The sequence below is a fragment of the Delftia sp. DS1230 genome (assembly GCF_040112715.1).
GTDB lineage: Bacteria > Pseudomonadota > Gammaproteobacteria > Burkholderiales > Burkholderiaceae_C > Comamonas > Comamonas tsuruhatensis.
This window is the reverse complement of the sequence record NZ_CP157763.1, coordinates 4229798-4256521: the sequence shown is the minus strand read 5'-3', so window position 1 is coordinate 4256521 and position 26724 is coordinate 4229798. Positions and strand designations below refer to the sequence as shown.

27 protein-coding genes and 1 tRNA gene are annotated in these 26724 nt (G+C 68.2%); 7 read left to right on the top strand and 21 right to left on the bottom strand.

Annotation, left to right across the window (positions count from 1 at the left end; translation table 11 throughout):
* Positions 1-53: 53 nt before the first annotated feature.
* Positions 54-938, bottom strand: coding sequence for a squalene synthase HpnC (gene hpnC / locus AAN986_RS19230; protein WP_047218332.1), 885 nt, complete (start codon positions 936-938; stop codon positions 54-56).
* Positions 939-1112: 174 nt separating this feature from the next.
* Between hpnC and AAN986_RS19225 the strand changes: the two genes are divergently transcribed.
* From AAN986_RS19225 to AAN986_RS19200, 6 genes are all read left to right on the top strand, one after another.
* Positions 1113-2336, top strand: coding sequence for an efflux RND transporter periplasmic adaptor subunit (locus AAN986_RS19225; protein ID WP_047218333.1), 1224 nt, complete (start codon positions 1113-1115; stop codon positions 2334-2336).
* Positions 2333-5548: an efflux RND transporter permease subunit gene (locus tag AAN986_RS19220; protein ID WP_047218334.1), complete on the top strand. Its 3216-nt coding sequence runs from the start codon at positions 2333-2335 to the stop codon at positions 5546-5548. The genes AAN986_RS19225 and AAN986_RS19220 overlap by 4 nt, the downstream gene beginning before the upstream one ends.
* A gap of 119 nt (positions 5549-5667) precedes the next feature.
* Positions 5668-5754, top strand: a tRNA-Leu gene (locus tag AAN986_RS19215).
* A 184-nt stretch (positions 5755-5938) separates the two neighbouring features.
* A complete protein-coding gene (locus tag AAN986_RS19210) occupies positions 5939-6955 on the top strand; it encodes a tyrosine-type recombinase/integrase (protein WP_047218335.1) in 1017 nt (338 codons plus the stop codon).
* Between the two features lie 119 nt (positions 6956-7074).
* Positions 7075-7494, top strand: coding sequence for a helix-turn-helix transcriptional regulator (locus AAN986_RS19205; protein WP_047218336.1), 420 nt, complete (start codon positions 7075-7077; stop codon positions 7492-7494).
* The gene (locus AAN986_RS19200; RefSeq protein WP_047218337.1) at positions 7494-8801 is read left to right on the top strand and encodes a type II toxin-antitoxin system HipA family toxin; all 1308 of its coding nucleotides are present in this window, start codon (positions 7494-7496) and stop codon (positions 8799-8801) included. The genes AAN986_RS19205 and AAN986_RS19200 overlap by 1 nt, the downstream gene beginning before the upstream one ends.
* 26 nt (positions 8802-8827) lie before the next feature.
* Here AAN986_RS19200 and AAN986_RS19195 read toward each other — a convergent pair whose 3' ends face one another.
* From AAN986_RS19195 to AAN986_RS19170, 6 genes are all read right to left on the bottom strand, one after another.
* Entirely contained in the window at positions 8828-9034 is a 207-nt protein-coding gene (locus tag AAN986_RS19195) for a hypothetical protein (RefSeq protein WP_012204496.1), read from the bottom strand.
* A 42-nt stretch (positions 9035-9076) separates the two neighbouring features.
* Positions 9077-9334 carry a hypothetical protein gene (locus tag AAN986_RS19190; RefSeq protein ID WP_016449585.1) on the bottom strand — a complete coding sequence of 86 codons (258 nt, stop codon included), beginning with the start codon at positions 9332-9334 and terminating at the stop codon, positions 9077-9079.
* 21 nt (positions 9335-9355) lie between these two features.
* Positions 9356-11341, bottom strand: a complete 1986-nt coding sequence (locus AAN986_RS19185; protein ID WP_047218338.1) for a replication endonuclease — start codon at positions 11339-11341, stop codon at positions 9356-9358.
* A 4-nt stretch (positions 11342-11345) separates the two neighbouring features.
* Positions 11346-11762 (bottom strand): hypothetical protein, encoded by a 417-nt coding sequence (locus AAN986_RS19180; RefSeq protein ID WP_349335435.1) that lies wholly within the window; start codon positions 11760-11762, stop codon positions 11346-11348.
* A gap of 152 nt (positions 11763-11914) precedes the next feature.
* Positions 11915-12238: an ogr/Delta-like zinc finger family protein gene (locus AAN986_RS19175; protein WP_043825225.1), complete on the bottom strand. Its 324-nt coding sequence runs from the start codon at positions 12236-12238 to the stop codon at positions 11915-11917.
* A gap of 61 nt (positions 12239-12299) precedes the next feature.
* On the bottom strand, positions 12300-12449 hold the full coding sequence (locus tag AAN986_RS19170; RefSeq protein ID WP_236884675.1) for a hypothetical protein: 150 nt from the start codon (positions 12447-12449) through the stop codon (positions 12300-12302).
* Positions 12450-12607: 158 nt separating this feature from the next.
* Between AAN986_RS19170 and AAN986_RS19165 the strand changes: the two genes are divergently transcribed.
* Positions 12608-12940 carry a helix-turn-helix transcriptional regulator gene (locus tag AAN986_RS19165; protein WP_012204502.1) on the top strand — a complete coding sequence of 111 codons (333 nt, stop codon included), beginning with the start codon at positions 12608-12610 and terminating at the stop codon, positions 12938-12940.
* Positions 12941-12988: 48 nt separating this feature from the next.
* Here the strand turns inward: AAN986_RS19165 and AAN986_RS19160 are convergent, their stop codons facing one another.
* The 14 genes from AAN986_RS19160 to AAN986_RS19095 all read right to left on the bottom strand — a co-directional run bounded on the left by AAN986_RS19160 (position 12989) and on the right by AAN986_RS19095 (position 26722).
* Entirely contained in the window at positions 12989-13990 is a 1002-nt protein-coding gene (locus tag AAN986_RS19160) for a contractile injection system protein, VgrG/Pvc8 family (protein WP_241150372.1), read from the bottom strand.
* Positions 13990-14430 carry a phage tail protein gene (locus tag AAN986_RS19155; protein WP_012204504.1) on the bottom strand — a complete coding sequence of 147 codons (441 nt, stop codon included), beginning with the start codon at positions 14428-14430 and terminating at the stop codon, positions 13990-13992. Before AAN986_RS19155 ends, AAN986_RS19160 begins: the two co-directional genes overlap by 1 nt.
* Positions 14431-14441: 11 nt before the next feature.
* Positions 14442-17282: a phage tail tape measure protein gene (locus AAN986_RS19150; RefSeq protein ID WP_047218341.1), complete on the bottom strand. Its 2841-nt coding sequence runs from the start codon at positions 17280-17282 to the stop codon at positions 14442-14444.
* A 113-nt stretch (positions 17283-17395) separates the two neighbouring features.
* Positions 17396-17512, bottom strand: a complete 117-nt coding sequence (locus AAN986_RS19145) for a GpE family phage tail protein (RefSeq protein WP_012204506.1) — start codon at positions 17510-17512, stop codon at positions 17396-17398.
* An 8-nt stretch (positions 17513-17520) separates the two neighbouring features.
* Positions 17521-17880, bottom strand: coding sequence for a phage tail assembly protein (locus AAN986_RS19140; protein WP_012204507.1), 360 nt, complete (start codon positions 17878-17880; stop codon positions 17521-17523).
* Positions 17881-17948: 68 nt separating this feature from the next.
* Positions 17949-18458: a phage major tail tube protein gene (locus tag AAN986_RS19135; protein WP_012204508.1), complete on the bottom strand. Its 510-nt coding sequence runs from the start codon at positions 18456-18458 to the stop codon at positions 17949-17951.
* 63 nt (positions 18459-18521) lie between these two features.
* Complete coding sequence (locus tag AAN986_RS19130) at positions 18522-19715, bottom strand: phage tail sheath subtilisin-like domain-containing protein (protein ID WP_016450710.1); 1194 nt, start codon at positions 19713-19715, stop codon at positions 18522-18524.
* 56 nt (positions 19716-19771) lie between these two features.
* Positions 19772-20257: a hypothetical protein gene (locus tag AAN986_RS19125; protein WP_047218342.1), complete on the bottom strand. Its 486-nt coding sequence runs from the start codon at positions 20255-20257 to the stop codon at positions 19772-19774.
* Entirely contained in the window at positions 20257-20649 is a 393-nt protein-coding gene (locus AAN986_RS19120) for a hypothetical protein (RefSeq protein WP_047218343.1), read from the bottom strand. Before AAN986_RS19120 ends, AAN986_RS19125 begins: the two co-directional genes overlap by 1 nt.
* Positions 20650-20953: 304 nt before the next feature.
* Positions 20954-21439 carry a hypothetical protein gene (locus AAN986_RS19115; protein WP_206424526.1) on the bottom strand — a complete coding sequence of 162 codons (486 nt, stop codon included), beginning with the start codon at positions 21437-21439 and terminating at the stop codon, positions 20954-20956.
* A complete protein-coding gene (locus AAN986_RS19110; RefSeq protein ID WP_156179821.1) occupies positions 21429-22577 on the bottom strand; it encodes a hypothetical protein in 1149 nt (382 codons plus the stop codon). The genes AAN986_RS19115 and AAN986_RS19110 overlap by 11 nt, the downstream gene beginning before the upstream one ends.
* On the bottom strand, positions 22574-23113 hold the full coding sequence (locus tag AAN986_RS19105) for a hypothetical protein (protein WP_047218365.1): 540 nt from the start codon (positions 23111-23113) through the stop codon (positions 22574-22576). Before AAN986_RS19105 ends, AAN986_RS19110 begins: the two co-directional genes overlap by 4 nt.
* Complete coding sequence (locus tag AAN986_RS19100) at positions 23110-26226, bottom strand: DUF4815 domain-containing protein (protein ID WP_052862698.1); 3117 nt, start codon at positions 26224-26226, stop codon at positions 23110-23112. The genes AAN986_RS19105 and AAN986_RS19100 overlap by 4 nt, the downstream gene beginning before the upstream one ends.
* A gap of 10 nt (positions 26227-26236) precedes the next feature.
* Positions 26237-26722 (bottom strand): hypothetical protein, encoded by a 486-nt coding sequence (locus AAN986_RS19095; RefSeq protein ID WP_012204516.1) that lies wholly within the window; start codon positions 26720-26722, stop codon positions 26237-26239.
* Positions 26723-26724 lie beyond the last annotated feature (2 nt).

The window sequence follows — 26724 nt, the reverse complement described above, 5'->3', positions numbered from 1 at the left end:
TCCCATGGACGGCTGGGAGCCAAAGCCTGGGTGTCGCAACGGCCGGCCCGCCATCACATGCGCAGGGCGCGCCACAGCAGCAGCGGCGCATCGGCCTTGCCGATGGTGGGGCGGCGGTAGAGGCTGGCGCCCTGCAGCGCATCGACCTTGTCCAGGATGCGCAGCCCGCCCTGCACGACCAGACGCAGCTCCCAGCCGATGCGGCCCGGCAGGCGGTGCACCAGCGGTGCGCCGGACTGCATCAGTGCACGCGCCCAGGCCGATTGGTCGGCCAACAGCGCGCGCACGGCAGGGGTCAGTGCAGCGGGCTCGGCGCGCAGGTCTTCACGCCGCACGCCATGGGCGGCGCAGTCGGCATCGGTCAGGTAGTGGCGCTGGCGTGGCAGGTCCACGCTGAAGTCCTGCCAGAAATTGATCAGCTGCAGGGCGGTGCAGATGGCGTCGCTGCGGGCCAGCGATTCGGCATCGTCCACGCCGTACAGATGCAGCAGCAGCCGGCCCACGGGATTGGCCGAGCGGCGGCAGTAGTCGAGCAGCTCGGCGCGGTCGGCGTAGGTGGTGCCGGATTCGGTCTTGCGCACGTCCTGCGCGAAGGCGCTGAGCAGATCGTCCATCAGCGCCAGCGGCAGCTGGTGGGCGCGTACTTGCGGCGCCAGCCCTGCAAAGACAAGAGGCCAGGCCGTGCGGGCGAGCATGGAGGCCTCGCCTTCGGTGCCCAGCGCCATCAGGTCGGCACGGTAGGCGGCCAGCGCGGCCAGGCGCTCGGGCGGCGTGGCGTCGCCCTCATCGGCCAGATCGTCTGCAGTGCGTGCGAAGTGGTAGAGCGCGGCAATCGGCGGGCGCAAGCGGGGCGGGCACAGCCAGGACGCCACGGGAAAGTTCTCGTAGTGCGTGACCGGGGCGGGGGAGGCGGGCAGGGTGGGAGCGGTGGACTTCACGGTGGCCGATTGTCGATGCTGCGCGCAAGGCCATGCATTTCACTTGACGGGCTCAAGGGCTTCTCCTAAATTACTAACCCGTCAGTCAGTAAACGGCGCCAGCCAGCTGCCGCGGCATGTTGCCCGGATCTTGCAGCCCGCAGCCGCTTTTCGCACCAGCCCTCCCGGATCCACATGCCCGACTTGCCATCGAACCCTGCCGCGCCCGCTTTGCCGCGCCATCTTCTTCTTGCCCCTCTGTGCCTGGCCGCCGCGCTGGCGCTGGGCGCCTGCTCCAAGGCCGAGCCGCCGCCCGAGCCGGTGCGCGCCGTCAAGCTGCTCACCGTAGGCGTGGGCGCGCTGGACACGCAACTGGAATACGCGGGCGAGGTGCGCGCGCGCATAGAGTCGCGCCTGGGCTTTCGCGTGGCCGGCAAGCTCGTTCGCCGCGAGGTGGAGCTGGGCCAGCACGTGCAGGCAGGTCAGTTGCTGGCGCGGCTCGATGCCAGCGACTACCGGCTGGGAGCTGACGCCGCGCGCGCTCAGGTGGCGGCCGCGACCACGCAGCGCGATCTTGCCGCCGCCGATGTGAGGCGTTACTCGCAGCTGAAGGCGCAGAATTTCATCAGCGGTGCGGAGCTGGAGCGGCGAGAGGCCACGCTCAAGTCCGCCCAGGCCACGCTGGACCAGGCCAAGGCGCAGCTGGCATCGCAGAGCAACCAGGAGGCCTATGCGCAACTGCTGGCCGATGTGCCCGGCGTGGTGACCGGCATAGACGCCGAGCCCGGCCAGGTGGTGTCGGCCGGCTCGCCCGTGGTGCGTATTGCCCAGGACGGCCCGCGCGACGTGGTGTTCGTGGTGCCCGAAGACAAGCGCGGCGCCATCCGCGTGGGCCAGAAAGTGAATGTGCGCCCGTGGTCGGCCGGCATGCAGCCGCTGCAGGGCCAGGTGCGCGAGGTGGCGGCCAGTGCCGATCCGGTCACGCGCACCTACCAGGTGAAGGTGGCACTGCCCGCGTCGGATGCGGCCGCCGTGCCGCCGCTGGGCGCGACGGTCCATGCGCTGCCCGAGGGCATGGGCCCCACGGGCCAGCCCGTGATCAAGCTGCCGACCACGGCGCTGCGCCAGGAAGGCGGCGGCGGCCAGGGCACGGCCGTGTGGGTGTTCGATGCCGCCAGCAGCACGGTGAAGCTGCAGCCCGTGCAACTGGCCACGGCCGATGGCAACGAGGCCGTGATTGCCGCCGGCCTGACGCCCGGCATGCAGGTGGTGGCCGCCGGCGTGCATGTGCTCACGCCCGGGCAGAAGGTCACGGTCTATCAGGACCGGTATGACAAGACGCAGCAGCCGGCACAGGCGCCTGCCGCCGCAGGTGCCGCAGCTTCCGCAGGTGCTGCGTCCAGCGGAGCGGCCCAATGAGCGGGCCCAAGCACAAGGCGCCGCAGGGCGGGCACTTCAATCTTTCGCGCTGGGCGCTGGACCATGTGGCGCTGACGCGCTATTTCATGGTCGTGCTGCTGCTGCTGGGCTTTGCCTCGTACTTCCAGCTGGGGCAGGACGAAGACCCGCCCTTCACCTTCCGCGCCATGGTGGTGCGCACCAACTGGCCGGGCGCCACGGCGCAGCAGATGGCCGAGCAGGTCACCGACAAGATCGAGCGTACGCTGCAGGAGGTGCCCTACGCCGACAAGATCAGCAGCTACTCCAAGCCCGGCGAGTCGCTGATCATCTTCCAGCTCAAGGACAATTCGCGCCCCGGCGATGTCCAGCAGCTGTGGTACACGGTGCGCAAGAAGATCGGCGACATGCGCTACACCCTGCCGCAGGGCGTGCAGGGGCCGTTCTTCAATGACGAGTTCGGCGATGTCTATGGCGTGATCTACGCCCTGCAGGCCGACGGCTTCAGCTACGCCGAGCTCAAGACCATGGCCGACGACGTGCGCCAGCAGCTGCTGCGCGTGCCCGATGTGGCCAAGGTCGAGCTGTTCGGCGTGCAGGACGAGAAGGTCTACATCGAGCTGTCGCAGCGCCGCCTGTCGCAGCTGGGCCTGGACATGAACCAGGTGCTCGGCCAGCTGGGCCAGCAAAACGCCATCGAGGGCGCAGGCGTGCTGCAGACGCCGCGCGAGGATGTGCAGGTGCGCGTGGCCGGCCAGTTCCTGGCGGTGGACGAGTTGCGCGCCATGCCGATCCGCGGCGCATCGGGCGCGCAACTGCGCCTGGGCGATATCGCCGAGATCCGCCGCGGCTATGCCGATCCGGCCAATGTGAAGGTGCGCCACCAGGGGCGCGAGACGATTGCGCTGGGCGTGTCCATGACCAAGGGCGGCGACATCATCCGCCTGGGCAAGTCCCTGCGCGGCGCCGTGGGCGACATCGCGCGCACGCTGCCGGCCGGCGTGGAGCTGGCCAACATGCAGGACCAGCCCAAGGCGGTGGCCGATTCGGTCAACGAATTCCTGCAGGTGCTGATCGAGGCCGTGGTGGTGGTGCTGGCCGTGAGCTTCATCAGCCTGGGCCTGCACAAGCGCGAGGGCCACCAGCCGCTGTGGAAGCGCTGGTACATCGATCCGCGCCCGGGCCTGGTGGTAGCCATCACCATTCCGCTGGTGCTGGCCGCGACCTTCCTGGCCATGTGGTACTGGAACATCGGCCTGCACAAGGTGTCGCTGGGCTCGCTGATCATCGCGCTGGGCCTGCTGGTGGACGACGCCATCATTGCGGTGGAGATGATGGTGCGCAAGATGGAGGAGGGCTACGAGAAGTACCGCGCCGCCACCTTTGCCTACGAGATCACGGCCAAGCCCATGCTGACCGGCACGCTGATCACGGCGGCGGGCTTCCTGCCCATCGGCATGGCCAAGTCCATGACGGGCGAGTACACCTTCGCCATCTTCGCGGTGACGGTGATTGCGCTGGTGCTCAGCTGGTTCGCCTCGGTGTACTTCGTGCCCTACCTGGGCATGTTGCTGCTCAAGCGCCCGCCGCACGCGGCCACGCTGCCGCCCGAGGTGGCCTCGGGCGAGGTGCCCATCGAGGAGACCAACCTCAATGCGTCCTCAGCCGAGCATGAAGTCTTCGACAGCCCGTTCTACAACCGCTTTAGGCGCGCCGTGAACTGGTGCGTGACGCACCGCTGGCTGACCATCGCCATCACGGTGCTGGTCTTCGCGCTGGGCCTGGTGGGCATGTCGCGCGTGCAGCAGCAGTTCTTCCCGGATTCCAGCCGGCCCGAAGTGCTGGTGGACATCTGGTTCCCCGAGGGCACGTCGCTGGCCGCCAACGAGGCCGTCACGCGCCGCGTGGAAGAGCGCTTCATGCAGCTGGACGGCGTGCGCACGGTCAGCGAGTGGGTAGGTTCGGGCGTGCCGCGTTTCTACCTGCCGCTGGACCAGGTGTTCCCGCAGAACAACGTCTCGCAGTTCATCCTGGTCGCCCAGGACCTGCCCACGCGCGAGCGCCTGCGCAAATCGCTGCCGGCGCTGCTGGCCCAGGAGTTCCCCGAGGTGCGGGGCCGCGTCAAGCTGCTGCCCAACGGGCCTCCCGTGCCCTATCCGGTGCAGTTCCGCGTGTCCGGCACCGATCCGCAAAAGCTGCGTGCCTATGCCGACGAGGTCAAGCAGGCCATGATCGCCAACGCCGACATGCGCGGCGTCAACGACAACTGGAACGAGTCCGTCAAGGCCGTGCGCTTGGAGGTGGACCAGGACAAGGCGCGCGCCCTGGGCGTGAGCAGTCAGGCCATCGCCCAGGCGGCCCGCGTCATGCTCAGCGGCTCCACCGTGGGCCAGTTCCGCGAGGGTGACAAGCTCATCGACATCGTGCTGCGCACGCCGTATTCGGAGCGCGACGCCATCACCGATATCGCCAATGCCTACCTGCCCACGGCATCGGGCAAGTCGATCCCGCTCACGCAGATCGCCAAGCCCGTGATGGTCTGGGAGCCCGGCGTGATGTGGCGAGAAAAGCGCATGTTCGCCATCACCGTGCAGGGCGATGTGCGCGAGGGCCTGCAGGGCGCAACGCTGACCCATGCGCTGCTGCCGGGCCTGCGCGAGATCGAGGCGCGCTGGCATGCCGCGGGCGACACGGCCTACCGCATCGATGTGGCCGGCGCCGTGGAGGAAAGCTCCAAGGGCTCGGACGCCATCGTCGCTGGTGTGCCCGTGATGCTGTTCCTCACCTTCACGCTGCTCATGTTGCAGTTGCGCAGTGTCAGCCGTTCACTGCTGGTGTTCATCACCGGGCCGCTGGGCATTCCCGGCGTGGCGGCGGCGCTGCTGCTGTTGGGCCGGCCCTTCGGCTTCGTGGCGCTGCTGGGCGTGGTGGCGCTGATGGGCATGATCCAGCGCAACTCGGTGATCCTGATCGACCAGATCGAGACCGACCGCGCGCGCGGCGTGCCGGCCTGGGACGCCATCATCGAAGCCGCCGTGCGCCGCCTGCGCCCCATCGTGCTGACGGCTGCTGCCGCCGTGCTGGCCATGATCCCGCTGTCGCGCAGCGTGTTCTGGGGCCCCATGGCCGTGGCCATCATGGGCGGGCTGATCGTGGCCACCGTGCTGACACTGCTGGCGCTGCCGGCCATGTACGCCGCCGTGTTCCGCGTGCGCCGCGAGCCCACGCATTGAGGCGGCGAAAACGCAGAGGCCGCCGCTCAAATCCGGGGTATGGCAATGCACCCCGCAATTGCGGCTAGAATCTGCGCCCTGACCTAGGAGCCGCCGCGCAGGCGGCTCCCCAAGAACCAGCGCGGGTGGCGAAATTGGTAGACGCACCAGGTTTAGGTCCTGACGCCAGCAATGGTGTGGGGGTTCGAGTCCCCCCCCGCGCACCACGCACCAACGCCGCTCAACTGTGGCGAACACTGCTCAAGCCCGCTTCCTGTAGAGGAGGCGGGCTTTTTTCTGGGTTCTGGGGGCAAAACGGAGCAGGTTGAAACCGGCACAAAACAGCGCAAAATCACATCACAATCCCGCGCAGATCCCGCTTGTGATCCCGCGCGGGCTGCAGGAGGTGGGATGGCGTATTTCCGGAAGGTGAAGAACGGCTGGCGGGCCGAGGTGGAGCGTGCGGGCATCCGGCGCACCGCCACGCGGGCGACCAAGGCCGAGGCGCAGGGCTGGGCCGTGGCCGAGGAGGCGGCCATTCTGGCCGGTGCGCGCGGGGAGTTTCCGCGGCGCACGCTGGCCGAGGCGGTGGAGCGCTATCGGCGCGAGGTCACCGACAAAAAGACGGCCAGCACGGCGCGGGCCGACCATTTGCGCTTTGATGCCTGGCTGCGCGAGTTCCCCGAGCTGGCCTCCAAGGTCTTCCACGAGATCACGGGCGACGACCTGGCGCGCTGGCGCGATGCGCGGCTGCAGCAGGTCTCTGGCGCCAGCGTGCTGCGCGAGGCGCAGCAGTTCCGTCCCATCTGGACGCTGGCGGTCAAGCAGTGGAAATGGGTGGGCAAGAGCCCCTGGCCCGAGATCAAGCTGCCGGCCAAGTCCCATGCGCGCCGGCGCACGGGGCAGTGGAGCGAGGTGCGGCGCATGCTGCGCTCGGCCAATGTCTCGCCGCGCCTGGCGCCTGTCACCGCCATGGAGCAGACGGCCTGGACCATGCTGGTGGCCCTGCACACGGCCATGCGCAGCGGCGAGATCCTGCGCATGGGCCGCAGCAATGTGGATCTCAAGCGCCGGGTCTACCACCTGCCGCACCACAAGACCGAGGCCAAGGTGGGCGAGCGCCATGTGCCGCTGACGCGCCGTGCCGTGCGCCTGCTGCGCGTGCTGGACGCCGCCGCCGAGGCTGCCGGGCGCGACGCCTACTGGACCATCAGCGACGCCAGCCGCGACACGCTCTACCGCAAGCTGCGCGACCGGGTGATGGTGCAGGGCCTGCGCTTCCATGACCTGCGCGCCACGGCGCTGACCTGGCTGAGCAAGCGCGTGGATGTGATGACGCTGGCCCGCATCAGCGGCCACGTGGATATCAACGAGCTGTTCAATACCTATTACCGAGAGACGGCCGAGGACATCGCGGCACGGTTGTAGGCAGGATGGCTGCCAGAAATATCACTCCAATATGATATCTTGACAATATTATTCTAGAGTGATAATTTCAATTCATCATCTTGAGATGATATTTTGAATGCCCTGGCCAGGAGAACACCATGGACCACCTGTTGCAACTGCCCGATCAGCTTGCGCTGCACCTGAAGTCGCTGCGCAAGGCCGCTGGCGTGAGCCAGGCTGAACTGGCACAGCGGCTGGGCGTGTCCCAGTCGCGTGTGGCGGCGATAGAGCGTGACCCGGCCGCCATCAGCGTGCGCCAGCTGATGGAGATCCTGCAGCTGCTGGATGCCGATCTGCTCATGCGGCCCAGGGCGGATGCGGTGGCTTCTCCTGCGTCTGCATCTGTGCCTGTGCCTGGACCTGGACCTGGACCTGCTGCGTCGAAGGTTGCCGAGCCCGCTCCACAACCGTACGCGAGTGACAACGTGCCCCGCAAGCCCGCCGACCGCCCCGTGGCCTTCAAGCCGCAGGCGCTGCCGCCGCACTGGCAGGACCGCAAGCCGAAAGGGTCCTGGTGATGGCGGCGCTGGGCGTCTGGATGAATGGGGAGCGGGTGGGCACCTGGGAGGTCACGCGCACGGGCCGCCATGTGTTCGCCTATGACCCGGCCTGGCCGCAGAGCGCGCATGCGCGGCCGCTGTCACTGTCCATGCCCTTCACCCGCGACCTGACGGTGGCGGGCGAGGTGGTGGCCCACTATTTCGACAACCTGCTGCCGGACGGCGAGGGCATTCGCCGGCGCATTCACCAGCGCTTCGGGCTGCGCGGGGCCGATGCGTTCTCGCTGCTGGAGGCCATTGGCCGCGATTGCGTGGGTGCCGTGCAGCTGCTGCCCGAGGGGGCCGTGCCCGAAGGGTTCGACCAGGTGCGCTTCGAGCCGCTGAGCGAGGCGCAGATTGCGGAGCACCTGGCCAGCCTGGGTGGCGGGTTTGGCGCGCTGGAGGTGGACCAGGAGTTCCGGCTGTCCATCGCCGGTGCGCAGGAGAAGACGGCGGTGCTGCGCCATGGCGGCCAGTGGTGCCGCCCGCTGGGTGCGACGCCGACCACGCATATCCTGAAGCCGGCCATCGGCGTGGTGCCGCACTGGCACTACGACCTGAGCGAGTCAGTGGCCAATGAGTGGCTGTGCGCCCGCCTGCTGGCCGAGCTGGGCTTTGCCGCGGCCGACAGCAGCATCGAGAGCTTTGGCGGGCAGCAGGTGCTGTGCGTGGAGCGCTTTGACCGCGCCTGGACGGCGCAGGGCTGGATTGCGCGTCTGCCCCAGGAGGATTTCTGCCAGGTGCGCGGCGTTGCCAGCGCCAACAAGTACGAGACCCACGGCGGGCCCGGCATGCTGCAGTGCCTGCAGGTGTTGCAGCATGGCAGCGAGCCTGCCCAGGATTGCGCCCGCTTCGTGATGGCCCAGCTGGCGTTCTGGCTGCTGGCGGCCACGGACGGGCATGCCAAGAATTTCTCTGTGTTTCTGCAGCCGGGCGGCGGCTATGAGATGACGCCGCTGTACGACGTGCTGTCGGCCTGGCCCATCATCGGCCATGGCCACGGCAAGATCGCCCGCCAGCGCGCCAGGATGGCCATGGCCCTGCCGGGGCGCAGCCGCCACTACCGCCTGGCCGAGATCCAGCGCCGCCACTGGAAGGCCTTGGCCGAGACCACGCGCATCGCAGGCCTGTGGGAAAGCATGGTGGAGATGGTCGAGGCGCTGGACGGTGCCATAGCCCGGCTGCAGCCGCGCCTGCCGGCCAGCGTGCCGCAGCCTATGGCCCGGCAGATCTTCGACGGGGCGCGCGACCAGGCACGCCGTTTTCTTGCGGGCAGCGATCACTGAGCGCACGGCGATGGCCTGGTGCCGGCTCACCGGCGCCCCTCGGCCCAGGCCTTGACGTCGGCCATGCGCCAGTAGCGGATGCGGCGGCTGGCGTTGATGAAGGGCTTGGGAAAGTCCGGGCGCTTGGTCAGGCGCGCGGTGACGTGCTCGCGGCTCAGGCCCAGGTAGTTGGCGATGCCCTGGGTGTCCAGGCGCGGGGCGCTGTGAAAGAGTTCCATGTTCTGTTGCGTCATTGCGGTGTTCTCCGATGTCGTGTCCGGTGCTTGGGTGCTTGATCAGGCCTGGCGCGGCGTGATGGACTTGCCTGCCTTCTTGCGCTCCACACGTTCAACTCGCTCGACTCGCTCGACTCGCAGAACGGGCCGGCCGCTGGCCAGCAGGGCACAGGCCTGGGCGTGGCTGGCGCTGGCCGCCTTCAGGCGCAGCACGGGCAGCAGGCGGGCGTCGGCCAATTGATCCAGCTGCGCGGCGTCCACGCCGTGGGGGATGAGGGTGGCGCGGTAGCTGCGCAGGGCGGTGATGTTGTGGTGCATGGTGGGTCCTCCAGGGGTGGATCAGCTGGTAAAGAAAGGGGGGGTGGATGGCGTGGCGCCGGATGCGGGGCGGTGCAGCACGGAATGGGACACTGGATCGGCACCCGAATCGGGCCCGGCCGGGTTGGCACGGTCCTCGCGCTGGTGCCCGCCGCGGCCGATGAGGGCGCGCAGCGTGTGGCCCGTGAGCCGGGCCGTACAGTTATTGAAACCAGTCCAAGCGCGCGCCAGCGGCGCGCGGGCGGGCAGGGCGGGAGGGGCCACGTCGGCGACCTCGGCACCCTCGGCGCTTTCTGAACCTTGGGTTTCCTGGAACTCCAGCGTGGCGCGCGCCACGCTGCGCCAGGCGATGCGGCGCGAGACCAGCCACTGGCCGCGCCGGGTTTCCAGGCCCACCACGCGGCCGCAGCCGGGCGCGATGGCCTCGCCGTATTGGTTGACGGCGCCGGCGGGCACGGGGCGGCGTGCCATGCGCAGGTGCCAGCGGTCGCGGGCCAGGCAGTGGCCGCCCATGGCTTCCATGTAGCGGCGCCAGTCGGCGGGGATGTCGGGCCCGTGGCGGTGGCTGGCGCCCCAGGCCTTCCAGCTGGCCTTGTCGCCGTCGATGCGGATCTGTTCGACCTGGTCCTTGCTGACACGGCGCAGCTCGCGCCAGACGCAGACGCTGGGCATGCCCACGGCCTGGAACTGGCGAATGCCCCAGCAGGCAGCCCAGGCGTCCACGCGGCGGTGGCCGGGCATGCCGCCCTGCTCCACATCCCACAGGCGGCCCTGCACCACGTCCAGGTGGTCGGCCAGGGCCGCATGGCCCACGCTCTTGGCGATGTACTTGGCAACGTAGCCGGCAGCGCCGCCGCCGGTCATGCGCTTGACGTTGACGCGGTTGCGCTGGGCACCACGCTCGTCGCCATCTTCGCTGAGCCACCATTTGCGGATGGCGGCCTCGATGTGCTGGGCGTGCTCCTCGCACTCGGCCCAGACCAGGGCGTGCCAGTGCGGCGTGGCGTCATGGTGCGGCTCGGCCACGCGGATGCCGTACATGGCGATGCGCTGGCGGCCCAGGTGCGAGCGCACGCGCGCCCACATGGTGCGCAGCCACAGCTGGGCATCGCGCGGCGTGCTGTGGCCGTCGTAATGGGGATTGGGGCGCGGCCGGCCGCCGCTGCCCAGCGTGACGGCGTGAAAGCGGCTGGGCGCCGTCAGCGTGAGAAAGAGGCCGACATGGCTGCGCGCGTCGGCATATTCCTCTGCGCCGCGGATGCGCGTCATCAGCTCGCCGCCGCGGATCACGGGGTTGGCCGGCGACAGCGCGGCCAGCTCGGCCAGGGTGAAGACTTGGCCGGCCTCGTTTCGGTAGAGGCTGCGCTCCAGCGCGCGGGCGTTGCGTTCGATCTGCGCGGTGCGCCGGCGCACGGTGGCGTTGCTGGCATAGCCGCCGGCGCTGCGGTTGACGATGCCCAGCTTGACGGCGCCGGCCTCCACGGTGCGCGTGACGTGGCGGCGCAGCATGCGGCGCCACCAGGCCGCGTCCAGCGCGCGGCGGATGGCGGGCTCGCCGGCCAGCGGCGTGCTTTCCTGCAGGCCCAGCATGCGCAGCATCAGCCGAACCAGGTCCACGCGTGCGGCCAGGTCCATGTTCTGGGCCTGGGCGCCGGCGTCGAGCTCACCGACTTCGTCGCTCAGGCGCCGGGCCATCTGGCAGATCTCGTAGTCGTCCAGGTTCCACTCGGCCGCACGGCCGTGGCGGCTGGCAAAGTCGTCAATGGCGGCCAGCGCGTCGTGGCAGGCAGCCCATTCGGGCTGGCCGTTGGCGTGTTGCGCGCCCTTTTGCCAGTCGCCCAGGCCCAGCAGCTTTATGGGCTGCAGCCACTGCGGCGGCAAGGCTTTTTCCAGCGCCTGCATGGCGCGCTGGACCATGTGGGGGCGGGGCTTGTGCTGGTCCCATTGCTGCAGGCTGGCGGTGCGCAGCCTGCGGCCGGTGGATTTGGCGGCGAGCAGGACGGACATGGGCTCAGGTCCTCAGGGCCAGCGCGCGCAGCGGCAGCAGGCAGGTGCGCAGCGCTCGGATCTGGCGGCGGATGGCGTCGCGCTCGGGCGGCGGCATTTCGCGCCAGTCGCGCAGGGCCAGCTCCTCGATCTCGCCGTCTATGCCCGCCAGCAGCACCAGGGCCATGCGGTAGTGGCTGGCCAGGCCCGCCCATTCGCGGCTTTCGGCGCTGCCCGAGCGGCCGTTGGAGGCGCGCTGCGCGGCTTCGCGCTGCAGCTCGCGCAGGCGGATGCGGCAGTCCTGGACGCTCAGGCGCTGGTAGGCCTCGGGCAGTGCGGGCGGGTCCACGGGCCGGTATTCGGGCCGGTATTCGGGCGCGGGCGCATCGTCTGCCTGCAGCAGTCGCATCAGATCGGAAAGGCGCAGGTCGCCGAGCTTCATGGTCTGTCCAGGTCGTTTCAGGGTGAGCGCATCCCGCAGGGCCTTCATGCAGGCTCCGCAGGTTGCGGGAAAGGGGGTGGGGTGGCGGCGGTGCAGGCGGGGCTGCCCGCGCGCCGGATGGGGCGCCGTCAGGAGAAGGCGCCCCGGCCGCGCTAGCTGCGCGCGCCTTCGGTGGATTGGGCGGATTCGGCCGCCTGGGCTGCGCGGTGCGCTGCGCCTTCGTATTGCGAGGACGGCATGGCGTCCAGCTGGGTCTGCAGCAGCTTGCGCTTGATGTGCGTGCTCATCGGCAGGATCACCATGGGGTTGGGAATGGCGCTGGGGCTGATGGTGCGGTTGATCTCGGTGACCGCCGAGAACACATGGCCGCACTCGAAGTTGCGGCACTGGAAGATGGTCTCGCGGCTGGTGCTGGTCAGCTGCAGGCTGGTGCGGGTGTAGGCGTGTTCGTTGCAGTGGGGGCACATCATGCGCATGGCAGGCTCCTGGGGGCAGTTGGGATCGAAGACAAGGCGGTGAACAGGTCGGCGCGGGTGGCTATCGCGCCTGATCGGCCTGGGGCAGCGGCGGCATCTGCTGCTCGTACTGCTGCATGCCCATGCGGTACAGCTTCAGCGCGAAGTTGGAGGCGCTGCGGCTCTCACGGCTGGCATAGCGGGCGTGGCGTTCGCGTTCGGATGCCGTCATGCGCAGTGGCACGGGCCTGTCATGAAGCACCGGATCCGCAGGGATACCGGGCACGGCTCTGGGGGAGTGCATGGCTGTCATGTAGTATTTGGGATGGTTTGGATGATTTGGTTACACGCTGACTGCATCATTGCTCGAAATTTCGAGCATGTCAATTGATGAATAGAAGAAATTTCGATCACATCGGTGAAAGGCTGAGGCAGGAGCGTCTGCGTCTGGACGTGGCGCAGCTCGCCATGGCCGACGCCTGCGACGTCTCGCGCGGCACCCTGGCCACCTGGGAGAAGGGCGAGCAATCGCCCAATGCGGCCGCCCTGGCCGTGATGGCGGGCCTGGGCGTGGATGTCCTGTATGTGGTCACGGGCCAGCATGCGAACGCATCGGTCCAGACCCTGGCGCCCGACGAGCGCGAGCTGCTCGATTGCTACGGCCGGGCCGACGATTCGGGCCGCGCCGCCATCATGGCCGTGGCGACCCTGGCCGCGCGCTGAACGGCCTGCGCCGGCCGCTCCAGGACGCGCTCTACCCGCCCCTCTCGCTCACTTGGCGCGAGTCTCCAGCGTCAGCTTGGAGGTGAAGCCGCCGTCGCCCAGTTCGTGCTGGATCTTGACGACCAGCCACGGCGTGTCATCGATCTCTGCCTTGAACCCCTGCAGCTTCAGCGGTGTCTGCGGCATCAGGTCGGGCCGCGCCAGCGCCAGCTTCAGGCCCATGGTGGCCTTGGCGCGGTTGATGCGGCCCATCTCGGCCTTGGCGGCGGCCTGCGCCTCGGCCTCGCTGCCGTAGGTGTCCTTCAGGCGCTTTTCGTTGTCTTCGGCGCCCTGCGTGGCACTGCGTTTTTCGGCGCGATCCGCGTCGTTCCAGTACGCGCGAACGCCGCTGTAGTCGTTGCGCGCGGCCGTGTGGTAGGCGTGGCTGTCTCCCTCGGCGCGCGTGAGCGTGGCGGCCTCCACGGTCTGGCCGCCGGCGGTGATCTTGCTGTCGATGGCGATGAAGGCCAGCTTGCCCTTCTTGACCGTACACACGGCGTCGTACTGCCGCGCCAGACGGCTGCAGAAGTTCAGGTCGCTTTCGTGGGTCTGGTCGATGTGGTCCACGCGCAGGTTCTCGAACTGCGCGTCCACGCGTACCTGCAGGCCGTTGCGCTGCGCAATGCTGCGCACGATCTGGCCCAGCGTGCTGTTGTGGTAGCTGTGCTCGGAGCGCGTGCGCAGCTGGCGCTTGAGCTCGGCCGAGCGCGCATGCACCACGATTCTGTCGGGCGCACCCTGGTGCTCCACCTCGTCCACCTCGTAGGTGCCCTTGTCGACCAGGCCATGTTCGGCCCAGCCCAGCTTCAGCGCGATCTTGGATCCCTTGCCTGGCAGGGCCAGGCGCCCATCGCTGTCGTCCAGCGTGATGTCCAGCTTGTCAGCCTCTTCGCCGCGCGATTCGGACAGCGTCAGGTTCATCAGCCGCGTGTCCACCTGGCTGGTGATGTTGCGCCCGTCCAGGACGATCTCGTACTGGGGCTTGGCGTGCAGGTATTCCTGTGTGGCCATCAGATCCACCATTCCCAGAAGTCGTCATCGGGCCAGGGATCGACGCCGCCGCCGCCTTCGGCCAGGTGGTCGTCCACGCGGGCCAGCTTGAGATCGAACTCGATGCGGCGCGGCTTGCCGCCCGGTGTGTAGTGCGTGCCGGTCTGCTGCAGGCTCTCGATGACCCAGGCGCCCAGGATGCTTTCGCCGCCCACCAGGGCCCATGCCTTGCCCTGGTCGGCCATTTCGCGCAGGTCGTCCAGCGACTTGGCCGTGCCCCGGAACTCGGGTGCGAGCACGCCGGTCAGGCCCAGCGTTTCATCGCCTGGGCCCAGCGACTGGCGGGCGGGGCGCGCGCCCACGCGGCTGTTGCTCGGGTGGCGCCAGGTGCTGCTGCGCACCAGCTTGTCGAATGCCAGTGTGTCGATGCCGAAGGCAAACTGGCCCAGTGTGATCAGCATGCTCATGCTCCTCAATCGATATCGGACAGCTGCGACAGCACGCTGGAGCGCCTGGCCATTTCGCGGCGGTCCAGCTCGGCGGCCACGGCGCGGGCAATGGCCTGCGCATCCTGGCCGGGCGCAGCGTTGACGGTGATATGGATGGTGGCGCCGGCCACCGGGGCCGGTGCCGGCGCGGGTGCAGCGGCGCTGGCCAGCGGCGGGCGGCTGTCGATGCGCACGGCGCCCGTGTCGGCCAGGGCCGGCATGGCGCCCGTGGCCAGCGTGGCCGCCGTGGCTGCAGCAGCGACACCCTGGCGCAGTGCGCCGGCGCGGCCCTGGTCGGGTGCCGACGCATCGCCGGACTTGAACCATGAGCCCACCGACGAGGCCAGGCCGCTGATGCCCTTGCCGGCCAGGTCAGAGACCACGCCGAACAACCCGCCCGTGGCGCCATCGAGGCCGGCCTTGCCGGCCTCCAGCAGCGTGCCGCCGACGCCCTTCCAGTCGCCGGCCTTGAAGGCGGTGGAAAGGCCGTCCCAGTTCTGCATGATCGAGCCGCCCGCGCCCATCAGGCCGCCTGCGAGCCGGCCCATGGGTGTCATGCGCACCAGGCCCATCAGCGATGCGGCTGCACCACCCAGACTGCCGCCCAGGCCACCGCCGACGGCACCCAGGCCGGCGCCCAGCAGGCCCATGACGGCGCCCGCACGGCCCTTGCCGGCCACGCCTTTGGCTGCGCCTGCACCGCCGCCGAAGATGCGGCCTGCAGCGCGGCCCGCGCCGGCCAGGGCGGTGCCTATGCTGCCCATGGCAGCGCCGCGGCCCATCATGGCCAGCGACAGGACCACGGCTCCCAGCCCGCGCCTGAGCACGCCCGCAGCGTTGCTGGCCATGCGCAAGCCTCCCGACAGCAGACCCATGGCTCCGCCACCGCCGCTCATCATGGACAGGGACAGGACCACGGCGCCCACGCCGCGCCTGAGCACGCCCGCAGCGTTGCTGGCCATGCGCAAGCCGCCGGCCAACAGGCCCATGGCACTGCCGCCGCCGCCCATCATTCCCAGCGACAGGACCACGGCCGCCAGGCCGCGCCTGAGCACGCCCAAGGCACTGCTGCCTGCGCCCATGGCCGCGCCCAGCAGGCCGAACACGGTGCGCGTGAGCAGCAGCGGCGCCAGCAGGCCGAACAGCACGCTGCTCACCACGCCGACGCCTGCGACCAGCAGGCCCAGCACGGCCACGATGCGCAGCGTCCACTGCACGATCTGGGGATGCTCCTTGACCCAGGCACGCATGCCTTCGGTCATCTCGCGCAGCGTGCCCAGCACGGCCTTGAGGTCGGACTCGATGGTCGAGCCCATGTCGCTCAACAGGCCGTTGTAGCTGTCCTTGACGGACTCGTATTGGGCCGAGACCGAGTCCTTCAGGATGGCCACGCGCCCATCCAGATCCGCCTGTGACTTGAGCTGGGAGGCGATCTGCTGGTAGCCGCCCGGGCCCTGCTGGAGCAGCGCCTCCAGGGCCTTGCGCGTCTGCGCATCGCCGCCCGCCAGCTTGTCCAGCGCAGCGGCGCGCAGCTTGTCGCTGCCCAGGCTCTGCAGCTTTTGCAGCTGGGCCATCATCTGCTCGGTGCCGCCGAACTGGCCGCTGGCGTCCTTGAAGTCCAGCGACACGCCCTGGCTCGCGAGCATCTTGTTGACCTGGCCCAGCTTGGCCGGGTCCATGGAGTTCTTGACCAGGTTGCCGACGGCCTTGCCGGCGGCCTCGCCGCTGATGCTGGCGTCGTTGAGCATGAGCAGCAGCGGCGCGAACATCTGTCCCGACCTTGCGCCCTGCTGTCCCAGCTGCGGCAGGGCCTTGCCGATGGCGTCCAGGCCCTTGACCATGCCTGTGGGGTCCAGTCCCAGATGGGAGGTGCGCTGCACCGTGTCGGCCAGTGCGGCCATGTCGCCCGCGCTTGCGCGGGTGGCCTGCTGCAACTGCGCCGCAAACTCGCCGGCCTCCTTGGCGGGCATGTTCAGCACCGCGCCCAGGTTGGCCGCCTGCCGGGCCACGCCGCCCAGCACATCCTGCGAGGACACGCCCTGGCGCTGCAGCTGGTTCATCATCGCGATGTAGTCGGCCGTGCTGCCGGGCATGTCGGTGCCCAGGCTCTTGGCCAAGTCCAGCACCTGCTGGTAGTCGGCGCCCGGCTTGCCGTTGCTGCCCGCCATGGTGGCGCGCAGCTGCGCGGCGGCCTGGTCGTCGGTCATGAAGGCCTGGCTCACGGCGCGCACGGGCGCCAGCATCTTGCCGCCCGTCTCGCGCAGCGCCTGGCCGCGATCGGCCAGGGTCTTGCTCTGCTCGCGCAGGGCGTCGATCCTCTCCAGCCGCTGGGCGGCCGGTGCCACCACCTTGCGCTGCTTTTCCATCTGGGCCGTGGTGGCGCGGATGTCGTTGTGCAGCTTGCGCTCGTGCGCGGACAGGTTGCCCGTGTCCACGCCCGCGCCGCGCAGGCCTTCGCGCATGTCCATCAGGCGCGATCGCTGCGTGGCGCGCAGCAGCGCCAGGCGCTCTTCCTCGACCTGGGCCGAACGCAGCGCGCGCAGCATGGCGCGCGAGGGCTGCTCGCCCGCGCCCGATTCCAGCCGCAGCTGGGCCATCTGCTGGCGCGCGCCGCGCAGCCGTGCCGTGGTGTCGGCCAGGCCGCTGCGCAGCGCGCGGTAGTCGCCCAGCTGGGTTTGCTGCTGCTGCAGCTTCTTCAACTGGTCGACCGTTTCCTTGAGTTCCCGGGCCGTGTTGCTGCTGGTTCTGCCCAGCAGCGCCAGGGGCTGGTGCACGCGCTCGGCCTGCTTGAGCACCTCGTCCAGGCGCAGGGTGTCAACGGCCATGGAGGGCTCCCTGGCCGGTGCGGTTTTGGCGTTGGGTGGAGGTCATGGGCAAGGGGCGTGCAAGAGAGGGGCGAGAGGCGGGCGATGGAGTGGAGGTGGTGCTCAGTCCTGGCTCAGTCCTGGCTTTCGTAGCGCTCGCGCGCCCGTTCATGCCATTGGCCGAGTTCGGCCAGCGACATGTCCTCCATGTCCGCCGGCCGCCAGTGGAAGACCATGGCCAGGTCGGCCATGGCATCCTCTACGCGCTCGGGAATTGCTCCCTCTGCGCCTTCGGCACCAAAAAAGAGGCCACCTCCGTACCCAGGGTCACCAGGTCGGCGGGGTCCAGCTGCAGCACTTCGGCCTTGTGCAGCATGGGCTCGGTCACGCGCGGCAGCAGGGTCTGCAGCGCGGTCACGTTCATGTGCAGCAGCTCGACCAGCGACAGGCCGCGCAGCGCGCCGGCATTGGGGCGGCGCACCAGCACCCGGGCCAGGTCGCCGCCGGGGCGCTTGAGCGGCACGTCGAGCGTGATCTCGCGCGCATCGCCCGATGCGAGGGCGGCCGCATTGGCGGCAGCCTGGTTCTGGAGGTCTTCCTGGGGCTTGGTGGTGTCCATGGTGTGTCAGCGTTCGGGTGAAGAAAAGAGGAGGACCGGGCCGGCCGGCCCGGTCAGTTGAGCCAGGCTCAGATGCCCAGCGCGGCGCGGACCTGGGCCAGGCGGTCGATGCCGTTGACGACTTCGACGAAGTTGACCGGATCGATCTCGATCAGCACCTGGCCGTTGATGGACAGGCGGTAGTAGCTGACGGCCAGCTTGTACTTGATCTCGGTCTTGTCGCCGGCCTTGGCCTTGCCGGGGTCGAACTCCGAGAAGCGGCCACGCATGACCACTTCCAGCGAGTCCACGCCTTCGCTGTCATCGCCCTGCAGGGCGCCGGCGAAGCGCAGCAGCACGCCGTCGTGGCGCAGCGTGCCCCAGGTGGAGATCAATTCCTTCATGTAGCCGGCAGCGGTCAGGTCGGCCTCGATGGCCTCCATGCCGAAGTCCAGGCTGACCTCGCCGTTCATGCCGCCGGCGCGGTACTTCTCCATCTTGCGGGTGAGCTTGGGCAAGCCCACTTCGGGCATGTCGCCGATGTACGAGTTGCCATCCACGAAGGTGGCGAAATTCTTGAGAGAGCGGGGCAGTCCCATGGTGCTTTTCTCCTGTGTATCCGGTGTGTTCGGTGTATTGGGTGTGTCGGGTGCGGCCGCCGTTTACTGGCCGGTGCCCACGCGCAGGGCGAAGTCGGCGAAGTAGCGGTCGGTGATGCGCTGGCGAAAACCCAGGTCCTCCAGCGGAGGCACGGGCGTGTAGTCGTAGTCCAGCACCAGCTTGCCGGCCTTGAGCGTGGCGGTCTCGTTGACCGTTTCGTCGTACCAGGCCTTGCCGTCCAGGATGTAGCCCAGGGCCTTCAGTTCGCGGAACTTGGTGTTGATGCCTTCCAGGATGTCCTTGACCAGGCTGGGGTGCATGGGCTTGTCCACGGCCCAGAAATGCGCCTCGGCCATGGTGTCGGCCAGCACCTGCGCGGTGCGCACGCTGGACTCGAAGCGGAACAGCTCGCTGTCCGTGCAGGTGCGCGAGCCCCAGAAGCGGTGGCCCTGGCTCTGGATCAGCGTGGTGATGCCGGCCTGGTTGAGGATGCCGGCCTCGGTATCGGGGCTTTGCAGGTCCCAGTGCACATCGCGCGAGATGCCCAGCACGCCGGACAGCGGCACGTTGGACAGCGTCTTGTGCCAGCCCTGCTCCTGGTCGATCCGCGCGCGCAGGCCCAGGGCGTAGGCCACGGGCGAGGCGTCCTGCACGGCGGCGGTGGACAGATCCAGCGCCTTGAAGCCGGGCCACAGCAGCATCAGTTCACGCTGGCCGAAGTGCTCGCGGTAGGCCTGGGCCTCGGCCACATCGTTGCCGATGGCCGCTGCATACGCAAAGCCGCGCAGCTTGATGGCCACGGACGCCAGCGCGTCGGTCACGGCCTGGCTGTCCAGGCCCGGCGCACCCAGAATGCGCGGCTTGACGCCGAGCTGTGCCTGGGCCGCCAGCAGCGCCTGCAGGCCCGTGTACTGGTTGCCGGCGGTGGTGCCGATGACCTTGGCGTCCTGGTCGGTGCGGCGCTCGGCCTCGGTGGCGCCTTCGCCATCGGCCACGCGCACGACGACCAGCACCGGGCGGCACTGCTCCTTGATGGCGTTCAGCGCCTGGGCCAGCGTGCCCTTGGTGCCGGCCTTGCCGATGGCCGCATCGACCTTGGTGACCAGCACCGGACGGTTCAGCGGGAAAGTGGCCGCATCGGCGTCGCTGGCCGTGGCCACGAGGCCGATCACGGCCGTGGACACGATGCGGATGGAATTGATGCCTTCGCTCACTTCCGTGACGCGAATGCCATGATGGAACGGGGCTGTCGCCATGGTGTTCTCCGGGTTGGGGGTGGTTGGGCCGTGGGGCTGTCGTCAAAAAGGGGTGGTCACGGCTGTTCGTGGGCTTGTACGGGGCCGTCCAGGATCTCCTGGGCACGCCCCGCGGCGATGAGTCCGAAGGCCTCGAACCGGCGCAGGCTGTCGGCCAGTTCGGGGTCGTCAAGATCGAGTTGCCGCGCCTGCTCGATGTCCTTGAGCAGCGAGCGCAGCGTGGCCGCGTTGAGCCGATCGGCCTCGCCCGCCTCGGCACGGTCCACCACGGCCCACTCCAGCGCCGTACGCTCGACCACGGTGAAGCGGCGGCGCAGGGCATGGGGGGTGATGTGGCGGGGGGCGGGTTCGTTGGACGCTGCCTGGTCTTCAGGCAAGGCTTGCGCCACGTCTTCCCAGTGCGTGCCGGTCCAGCGGCGGCCGAGCACCGAGGTGTCGTAGCGGGGCAGAGGGAGCAGGTCGGGAGCGTTGAGCTCGGCGTGGGTTTCGGTGATGGCGAAGGCCACGCCGGCGGGGGTGAGCTGGGCGTAGTGGTGGGGCATTACTTGAACTCCACCACCTGGATGTCCATCTCCGCGAGTGAGAGGTAGCCCCCGCTGTATCCGTAGCTATAGCAGCGCAAGGTCGTGGGATTGACGATTTCGCAATCAAACCTGCCGAAGGCACTTGATCCAATGTGGCTTGGTCGAATCAGGATGAGAGTTTTCTGCGGATTGATCGCCGCGATAGTCGCATCGGAATACGTCGGGGAGCCTTCGAATCCGTATGAAGGTCGGAGCCTCAGTCTCTGGATAGTCTTGATCGAGCTGCCGCTGCTGATCTGTCCTGACAAACCGATGATCTCGCTGCGTGCGGCCGCCAAGGCATTGCTCAGCGCGGCAATCTCCACCCGCGTCTTCACCAGATCGGCACTGATGACGGCATCCAGGCTCATGCAGGCACCTTTGCGCAAGCTGCGGTGTTGATGGAATCGACAGTGATGGTCTGTGTCATGCTGAAGTTCATGCAGCCAAGGCGGCCTGGTTGTCCTGGCCGGGTTGGCGCCTGCAGCCTGCAAGGCCGCTGGAGTTGTGCCCGGGTTGCCTTGATGTTCTCGCGGCAGGGGCATGGGCGCCAGCGACCTTGGCTGTGCGGGATGGCTGCACAGAGGCTTGGTTTGGCGCTGGTTCGGGATGCAGATCAGACATGGAAAAGCCCCGGCCGCCCAATAGGTGCCGGGGCTTTTGCAGGTGGAGATTTCAGGGGCGTTCGCCGGACTGGACGGGGGCTCCGAGGATCTCGCTAGCGCGGCCTTGTGCGATCAGTTGCAGATCCTCGATAAGCCGCACGCCGGCGGCCACGTCCGCATCGTCCAGGTCGATGAATCCAGCCTGCTCCTGGTCCTTCAGGCAGGCGCGCAGCATGGCGGCATCCTTGCGCTGCTTCTCGCTGGTGTCGGCACGGTCCACGGCAGCCCATTCGATGGCCGAGCGTTCGGCGAGGGTGAAGCGACGGCGCAGGGCCAGTGGGGTAATGTGGCGTGGGTTTGGATGCTGTGGCAACTCTGGCAGGATCGGCGGCTTCTCGTAGGGGTGTTCTATCCAGCCGTTGCCGGTCCACAGGCAGCGTGTGGCGCCGTGCTCCTCGGGCATGTCGGTGCATGATGGTGCCAGCGTGGTGCATCGCTCGCGCCAGGCCTGGTGCTCGCCGACGTACCAGCCCCAGAGGTCGTATTCATAGTGCATGGTAGACCTCCGTGGCGCGGGGGTCGGTTTCATAGCGGGCGCCGATGAGGCTTGCACTGGAGTTGAAAAATATCCCTGTTCCATCGAGCTTGGCACATACACCAGGTGTGTTTTCTACGGCGGTTGAACGGCCTGTATAGAAACTGGGCAGAAGTCGAAAGTTGATGCCATCACGGGTCTCTAGAATGGAAAAGCGACCAATATCGCCAACAACTCCATTGGTGATGCGTACGGAAATGTACAGTGCGCCATCGTATATCGCACCATTTTTGCTTACTTCAATGATGAAACTGTCTCTTTCGAAAAGTAGGCCCCTATTGCCAATGCGCCAATTGATGCCATTGTCCGAAACGATAGAGGTTATTGAGCCGACGGAAATATCGAGAATGACAAATTGTCCATTGACTACATAGGGTTGTCGAAGCGATGTGCTTCCGTAGTTGCTAGGTGCTGTGGCAATGGCCATATCCAACCCTGAGGATGCCATCCAGTTTGTACTTCCGTTGTCGCTGGAGTATGCTCGCTCGCAGGTTGAGTCCAGCGCCACATAGCGCGATCCGTTGTGTAGTACATATTTCCAGGCACGCGCTTCGGGCATGGTAACCGTATCTCGTTGGCCTGTAGAGTGTATTAGGTAAAAGTAATTAAGCGTGGATGTTGTGAATGCATATCCATAGGCGCCTGCTCCGCAGATATTGCTGAGGTAAAGGCCGGTGCCTGTGACTGCCACGAAGGTCGTAGCATTGTCCGTAGATAGCTGGATCATCTGGGATGAGGATGATCCGCCCCATATAAGAATTGCCTTGCCGAACACTGCCACTTTGTTTATAGGATTCCAGGACGAGCGTGTTAGCCAGTTCTTCAGATCTGTGGATGTGTAGATCCCATAGTAGGCGGAAGCTCCGCTGATCTGCGTGCCCACATAGACTTCCCCGTTGTGGCAAACGTGTTCCATGTAGAGGTCAGGATTGAACTTCGGCAGCATCCGATAGGGACTGTCTCCACCGACCCGGACCCCCGGTGCAAAACGCTCCGGGCCCTTCCACACCGATCGGGACCGCAATTGCAGTCCCATCCCTTTGTCCAGGCTCTGCGCCAGCCTCCGCACCTCGCTGTGCGTCACCACATCGAAACTCATCCCTGTACCTCCGTCGCATTCACCCCCGACACCCGCCCAGTGGCGGCGTCGTAGGCATAGTTTTCCGTGCGCACGCGCCCGCGGTAGCTGGTCTGCTGCTGGGAGACGCGGCCGGCGCCGTCGTAGCTGACGGCGGTGGTGGCGCTGAAGCCGTTGACGCTGCGGGTGATGCTGCTGATGCGGCCCTGGGCGTCGTAGCCGAAGCTTTCGCTGGTGGCGCCATTGGCCGGGCCCAGCGCAAGGTGCTCCGGGTTGAGCTTGACGTTGATGCCGGCCACACCGTTGACGCTGGCTACCTTGCCGGTGCTCAACGCCTGGGCAGCGGTCTCCAGCTGCTCTATGCGGTGTGCCACCACGTCCATGGCGTCCTGCACGCCCTGGGAACTGGCCTTGGTGTCGATGAGCTGGCGCGCTGCGGTCAGCGCCTGGTCCACGTCCTGCACGGCCTGGCGCAGGCGCAGCACGTCGTCTTCCAGGCGGTTGTCGGGGTGGGGCAGGGGCCAGCCCTGCGCTGTCTTGTCGTCGTGCAATGTCATATCACGATGGCTCGCAGGTTGGTGACCTGGGGACGGGCGCCGTGGCTGCCCGTGAGGACCAGGCGGACACGCAGGCGCTCGGCGCTGATGCCGGTGAGGCGGTAGCTCAGCTCCAGCACGCCTGCGGTCTGGGGGCTGGTGCTCAGGTAGGGCACGTTGGTCCAGGCGCTGCTGCCTTCGGCCTGCATCTGCACGGCCAGGGCGCTGCCGGCGGGCAGCACGGCCTCGGCCACCACGTTGAGCGTGACGTTGCTGCCGGCGTTGATGGCGGGGCTGATGTAGTCGCCCGTGGCCTGCAGGCTGCCGGCTACCAGCTGCATGCCGGGCAGCAGGTGGGCTGCGTGGTTGGTGTTGCCCGAAAGTTTGGCGCGCACGGCCACGTTGCCGCTGTAGCGGCTGGCCAGCTGCACGGCCTGGCCGGGCGCGGCCTCCAGCGTGCTGCCGTCTTCCAGCTGCATGGCGAAGACCAGTTGTGCGTCGGCTGCGGGCAGCATGGCGCCGGCCTGGACCATGAGGTCGGTGGCGTCCTGCACGGCGATGCTGCCCAGCTCGATGGTGCGCGTGGTGGCCGTGTGTTCGGCCGCCAGCAGTTCGAAGGTCATGTCGCGTGTCTGGTGGGGCGTCCAGGTGCTGGCATTGCTGCTGGACAGCAGCACGCCCACGCTGTAGGGCTGGCTGGTGACCCACTGCGCGCGCGCCGCATCCCAGCCGCCCAGCTCGGCCACGGCCAGGGCGGTGGTGGCGTCGTTGGTCAGCACGACGATGGCGTATTCCACGCCCGACTCCAGCAGCACCGGCGCCCATTGCGCCTGCGTGGGCTTGGCTGCGGCGATGTCGGCGTTGATCTGGGCCGGCTTGAGCACGCATTCGGCCAGGATGCTGCGCGAAGGCACGCCGCTGGTGACTTCACGCAGTTGCACCTGCACATCCTTGTCGCCCGCCGCGGCGAACCACAGGCGCGTGCCGCAGATCTCGCGCGTGGTGCCCAGGGTGAAGGTCTGCGCCAGCGGGTCGTAGAGCTGGACCGTGATCTTGGCCACGCTGCGCTCGAGCAACTGGCCCTGGCCCGTGAAGACGGCTTCGGCATGGCTGCCGGCGCGTCCCGTGAAGTGCACGCTCTTGGTGCCCGAGGGCACGCCCGCCGGGATCCTGAACGTGCCTTTGAGTCCCTGCGCCGTGGCCACGAGCGTGCCGCCCGTCAGGGGCTGGGGCGTGACGGGAATGCCGTCGAAGATCAGCTCGGTGAGGGTTTCGCCCACCGGAAAATCCAGCCAGAACTGCACATCGATCTGGCGCAGCTTCTCCAGTGCCTTGGTGGATTCGGACAGCAGCTTTTCGGTTTCCGAAGGACGCACCTGGCTGGGCGTCAGGCGCAGGATGATGGGGTTGGCCCATTGGGTCTGCACATCGGTCCAGTAGTCCACGGCCGGCGTCAGGGTGGCTGCGCTGGGCAGCACATCGAAGGCGCCATAGGGATTGACCAGCATGGAGCCGGTTCGGCCCAACTGGTCGAGCACGACCACGGGCTGGTAGGGCGTGGTCTGGGGCGTGGTGATGTCGGTGCCGATCTGGTACAGCGCGGCGTTCATGGGCAGCTGCAGCTGTCCGCCCAGGATATGGGCGCTCTGGCTGCGCCCCGCATCGCGCAGGCCGTTGTCCAGCATCGGATCCGCAAACAACCCCTTCTTGACCCCGCTGTGCCGCCCCGAAACGTCCACCGACAGCCGCAGCTCGGCCAGGTCGGCGTAGATGGTCTGGATGTGGTCCTGGTAGGCCTTGAGGGTCTGCATGGGCACGACGCGCACGGCGTCCTGTTCCACGCGGCGGTTGCTGTCCCAGCTTTGGTAGACCGAGGCCAGGGCCAGGGTGCCGCTGGGTGCGGCCGGGACCTTGGGCGACCAGGCGGCGGGCACGCCGGGCACCCATTGCAGTTGGCCTTCGCTGTTGAGCACGAGGCGGTCGTAGCGGCGCAGCGCGTAGTGGTAGCTGACCAGTACCAGGGTGTCCTTGAGCGCGCCTTCCACGGTGAAGCCCGTGGAGTCCACGGCCGTGGGCGTGGCGTTGAGCATGTACTGGTAGGTGACCTGGTAGGTGCTGCCGGGAACGGGCTCGGCGCCTGAAGGGCTCCAGTCGACCTGGCCGGCGACCAGCTTCCAGTCCGTGCCCTGCACGTAGGTGGTGCCGGCCTGGACCACGCTGTCCACGGCCAGCACGGCGTTGTCGGGCAGCGGGTCGGCCGCGCCCGTGAAGCCGCCGTGCGTGAGCGTGACGGTCTTGCGCGCCTGCACGCGCACCTGGGGTGTGCCGACAGCGGGCTGGCGGTCGAAGCGGATGCGCTGGGCGGCCGTGCCGGCCGAGGTGTGGGGCTCGCTGTCCACGAAGAACAGGTCGGGCTTGGCCTCGTAGACCAGGCGGCGGCTGGCACCCAGTTCCAGCGGATGGCCGTTGACGCGGGCGGCGCCCTCGCGCACGGTGTAGACCTGCTGGCCGGTGGCCAGGTCCTCGCCCATGATCACGTCCAGGCCGCGCACCACGTAGGTGCCGCCCGCGCTGTCGCGGTCATAGCGGGCCAGGGCCTGGGTGACGGCGTCGATGTTGGGCGGCGGCTCCTTGGGCATGACCGAGCCGTCGATGATGGTCCACACGGGATAGAAGGTGCCGGCCGTGCCGTCACCCTGCGCACCCCAGACCAGGGTCACGCGCTCGCGCAGCGCCCCGGGCTCGCCATAGCCGCGCGTGCCGGCGGCGGGGTTGAGCAGCTCGGGGTCCTGCAGCTCGGTGACGGTGTCGGTCTGCAGGTAGGCGCCCACATAGACCGTGCCCACGGTGGCCACGGTGAGCGTACCCGGCGTGATGCCGCGCACGGCACCGGCCACGTAGAGCGCGCCGGCCTCGATGGTGGTGGCACCCGTGTCGGCGGAGGTGATGCACTGGCAGCCGCGGACGATGTCGCCCTCCTTGAACAGCACATCGGTGATGCCGCGCAGGCGGTGCTGCTGCATGCTCTGCAGCTCGTTGAGTTCGGCCGATTGCAGCACGCGGTCGGCCGCGAACTGCAGCCTGTCGTAGCGCTTGCCGGCGTCGAAGCGGTCGTAGATCTTGGTCTGGCTCATGGGGTGCCGTTCAGAAGGGGAGGATGATTTCTTCGACCTGGCGCACGCTGCCGCTGCGCAGGATCCGGGGGCGGCGCTCCAGCGTGTACAGCTCGCCCTTGCCGGTCAGCTGGCTGGCCAGCACCCAGCGCTGGCCGGGCGGCACATCGGTGGCGACCTGGGTGCCGAAGAACACGCCCATCTCGCGCACGTCCTCGCCCTTGGCGTCGTCGAAGCCGAAGGCCGCGCGCAGGTAGACGAAGGTGGTGGGTGTGTCGCTGACGCTGTAGCGCGCGCCGCTGGGCAGCTCGATCTCGCCGTTGTCGTCGGGCCGCGCAAAGCGCACCTCGGTGACCAGGCGGCGGCCGATTTCGTCGACCAGGGCGTTAGCGGTGATGGGTTCGGGCTCGGGCGCGGCGTCCCAGGCGGGCAGGCCGCGGCCCCAGGCGATGTGAATGGTCTGGGCGGCGACGGCCTTGGCGAGGGCGATGCGGCCCGCTTGCTGCAGAACTGCCATGT

What these genes read in the sequence shown, in the direction of transcription:
- AAN986_RS19145 (WP_012204506.1), bottom strand. Translation starts at nt 17,512, where the DNA reads ATGGCCGACCTGGCCATGGTCTTCCACTGGCGGCCGGCGGACATGGAG.
- AAN986_RS19195 (WP_012204496.1), bottom strand. Translation starts at nt 9,034, where the DNA reads ATGACGCAACAGAACATGGAACTCTTTCACAGCGCCCCGCGCCTGGAC.
- AAN986_RS19190 (WP_016449585.1), bottom strand. Translation starts at nt 9,334, where the DNA reads ATGCACCACAACATCACCGCCCTGCGCAGCTACCGCGCCACCCTCATC.
- AAN986_RS19120 (WP_047218343.1), bottom strand. Translation starts at nt 20,649, where the DNA reads ATGAGCCTGGATGCCGTCATCAGTGCCGATCTGGTGAAGACGCGGGTG.
- AAN986_RS19205 (WP_047218336.1), top strand. Translation starts at nt 7,075, where the DNA reads ATGGACCACCTGTTGCAACTGCCCGATCAGCTTGCGCTGCACCTGAAG.
- AAN986_RS19110 (WP_156179821.1), bottom strand. Translation starts at nt 22,577, where the DNA reads ATGAGTTTCGATGTGGTGACGCACAGCGAGGTGCGGAGGCTGGCGCAG.
- AAN986_RS19225 (WP_047218333.1), top strand. Translation starts at nt 1,113, where the DNA reads ATGCCCGACTTGCCATCGAACCCTGCCGCGCCCGCTTTGCCGCGCCAT.
- AAN986_RS19125 (WP_047218342.1), bottom strand. Translation starts at nt 20,257, where the DNA reads ATGCCCCACCACTACGCCCAGCTCACCCCCGCCGGCGTGGCCTTCGCC.
- AAN986_RS19185 (WP_047218338.1), bottom strand. Translation starts at nt 11,341, where the DNA reads ATGTCCGTCCTGCTCGCCGCCAAATCCACCGGCCGCAGGCTGCGCACC.
- AAN986_RS19100 (WP_052862698.1), bottom strand. Translation starts at nt 26,226, where the DNA reads ATGAGCCAGACCAAGATCTACGACCGCTTCGACGCCGGCAAGCGCTAC.
- AAN986_RS19095 (WP_012204516.1), bottom strand. Translation starts at nt 26,722, where the DNA reads ATGGCAGTTCTGCAGCAAGCGGGCCGCATCGCCCTCGCCAAGGCCGTC.
- AAN986_RS19150 (WP_047218341.1), bottom strand. Translation starts at nt 17,282, where the DNA reads ATGGCCGTTGACACCCTGCGCCTGGACGAGGTGCTCAAGCAGGCCGAG.
- AAN986_RS19210 (WP_047218335.1), top strand. Translation starts at nt 5,939, where the DNA reads ATGGCGTATTTCCGGAAGGTGAAGAACGGCTGGCGGGCCGAGGTGGAG.
- AAN986_RS19200 (WP_047218337.1), top strand. Translation starts at nt 7,494, where the DNA reads ATGGCGGCGCTGGGCGTCTGGATGAATGGGGAGCGGGTGGGCACCTGG.
- AAN986_RS19160 (WP_241150372.1), bottom strand. Translation starts at nt 13,990, where the DNA reads ATGGCCACACAGGAATACCTGCACGCCAAGCCCCAGTACGAGATCGTC.
- AAN986_RS19140 (WP_012204507.1), bottom strand. Translation starts at nt 17,880, where the DNA reads ATGGACACCACCAAGCCCCAGGAAGACCTCCAGAACCAGGCTGCCGCC.
- AAN986_RS19115 (WP_206424526.1), bottom strand. Translation starts at nt 21,439, where the DNA reads ATGCACTATGAATACGACCTCTGGGGCTGGTACGTCGGCGAGCACCAG.
- AAN986_RS19165 (WP_012204502.1), top strand. Translation starts at nt 12,608, where the DNA reads ATGAATAGAAGAAATTTCGATCACATCGGTGAAAGGCTGAGGCAGGAG.
- AAN986_RS19175 (WP_043825225.1), bottom strand. Translation starts at nt 12,238, where the DNA reads ATGCGCATGATGTGCCCCCACTGCAACGAACACGCCTACACCCGCACC.
- AAN986_RS19180 (WP_349335435.1), bottom strand. Translation starts at nt 11,762, where the DNA reads ATGAAGCTCGGCGACCTGCGCCTTTCCGATCTGATGCGACTGCTGCAG.
- AAN986_RS19220 (WP_047218334.1), top strand. Translation starts at nt 2,333, where the DNA reads ATGAGCGGGCCCAAGCACAAGGCGCCGCAGGGCGGGCACTTCAATCTT.
- AAN986_RS19170 (WP_236884675.1), bottom strand. Translation starts at nt 12,449, where the DNA reads ATGACGGCATCCGAACGCGAACGCCACGCCCGCTATGCCAGCCGTGAG.
- AAN986_RS19130 (WP_016450710.1), bottom strand. Translation starts at nt 19,715, where the DNA reads ATGGCGACAGCCCCGTTCCATCATGGCATTCGCGTCACGGAAGTGAGC.
- AAN986_RS19135 (WP_012204508.1), bottom strand. Translation starts at nt 18,458, where the DNA reads ATGGGACTGCCCCGCTCTCTCAAGAATTTCGCCACCTTCGTGGATGGC.
- AAN986_RS19155 (WP_012204504.1), bottom strand. Translation starts at nt 14,430, where the DNA reads ATGCTGATCACACTGGGCCAGTTTGCCTTCGGCATCGACACACTGGCA.
- AAN986_RS19105 (WP_047218365.1), bottom strand. Translation starts at nt 23,113, where the DNA reads ATGACATTGCACGACGACAAGACAGCGCAGGGCTGGCCCCTGCCCCAC.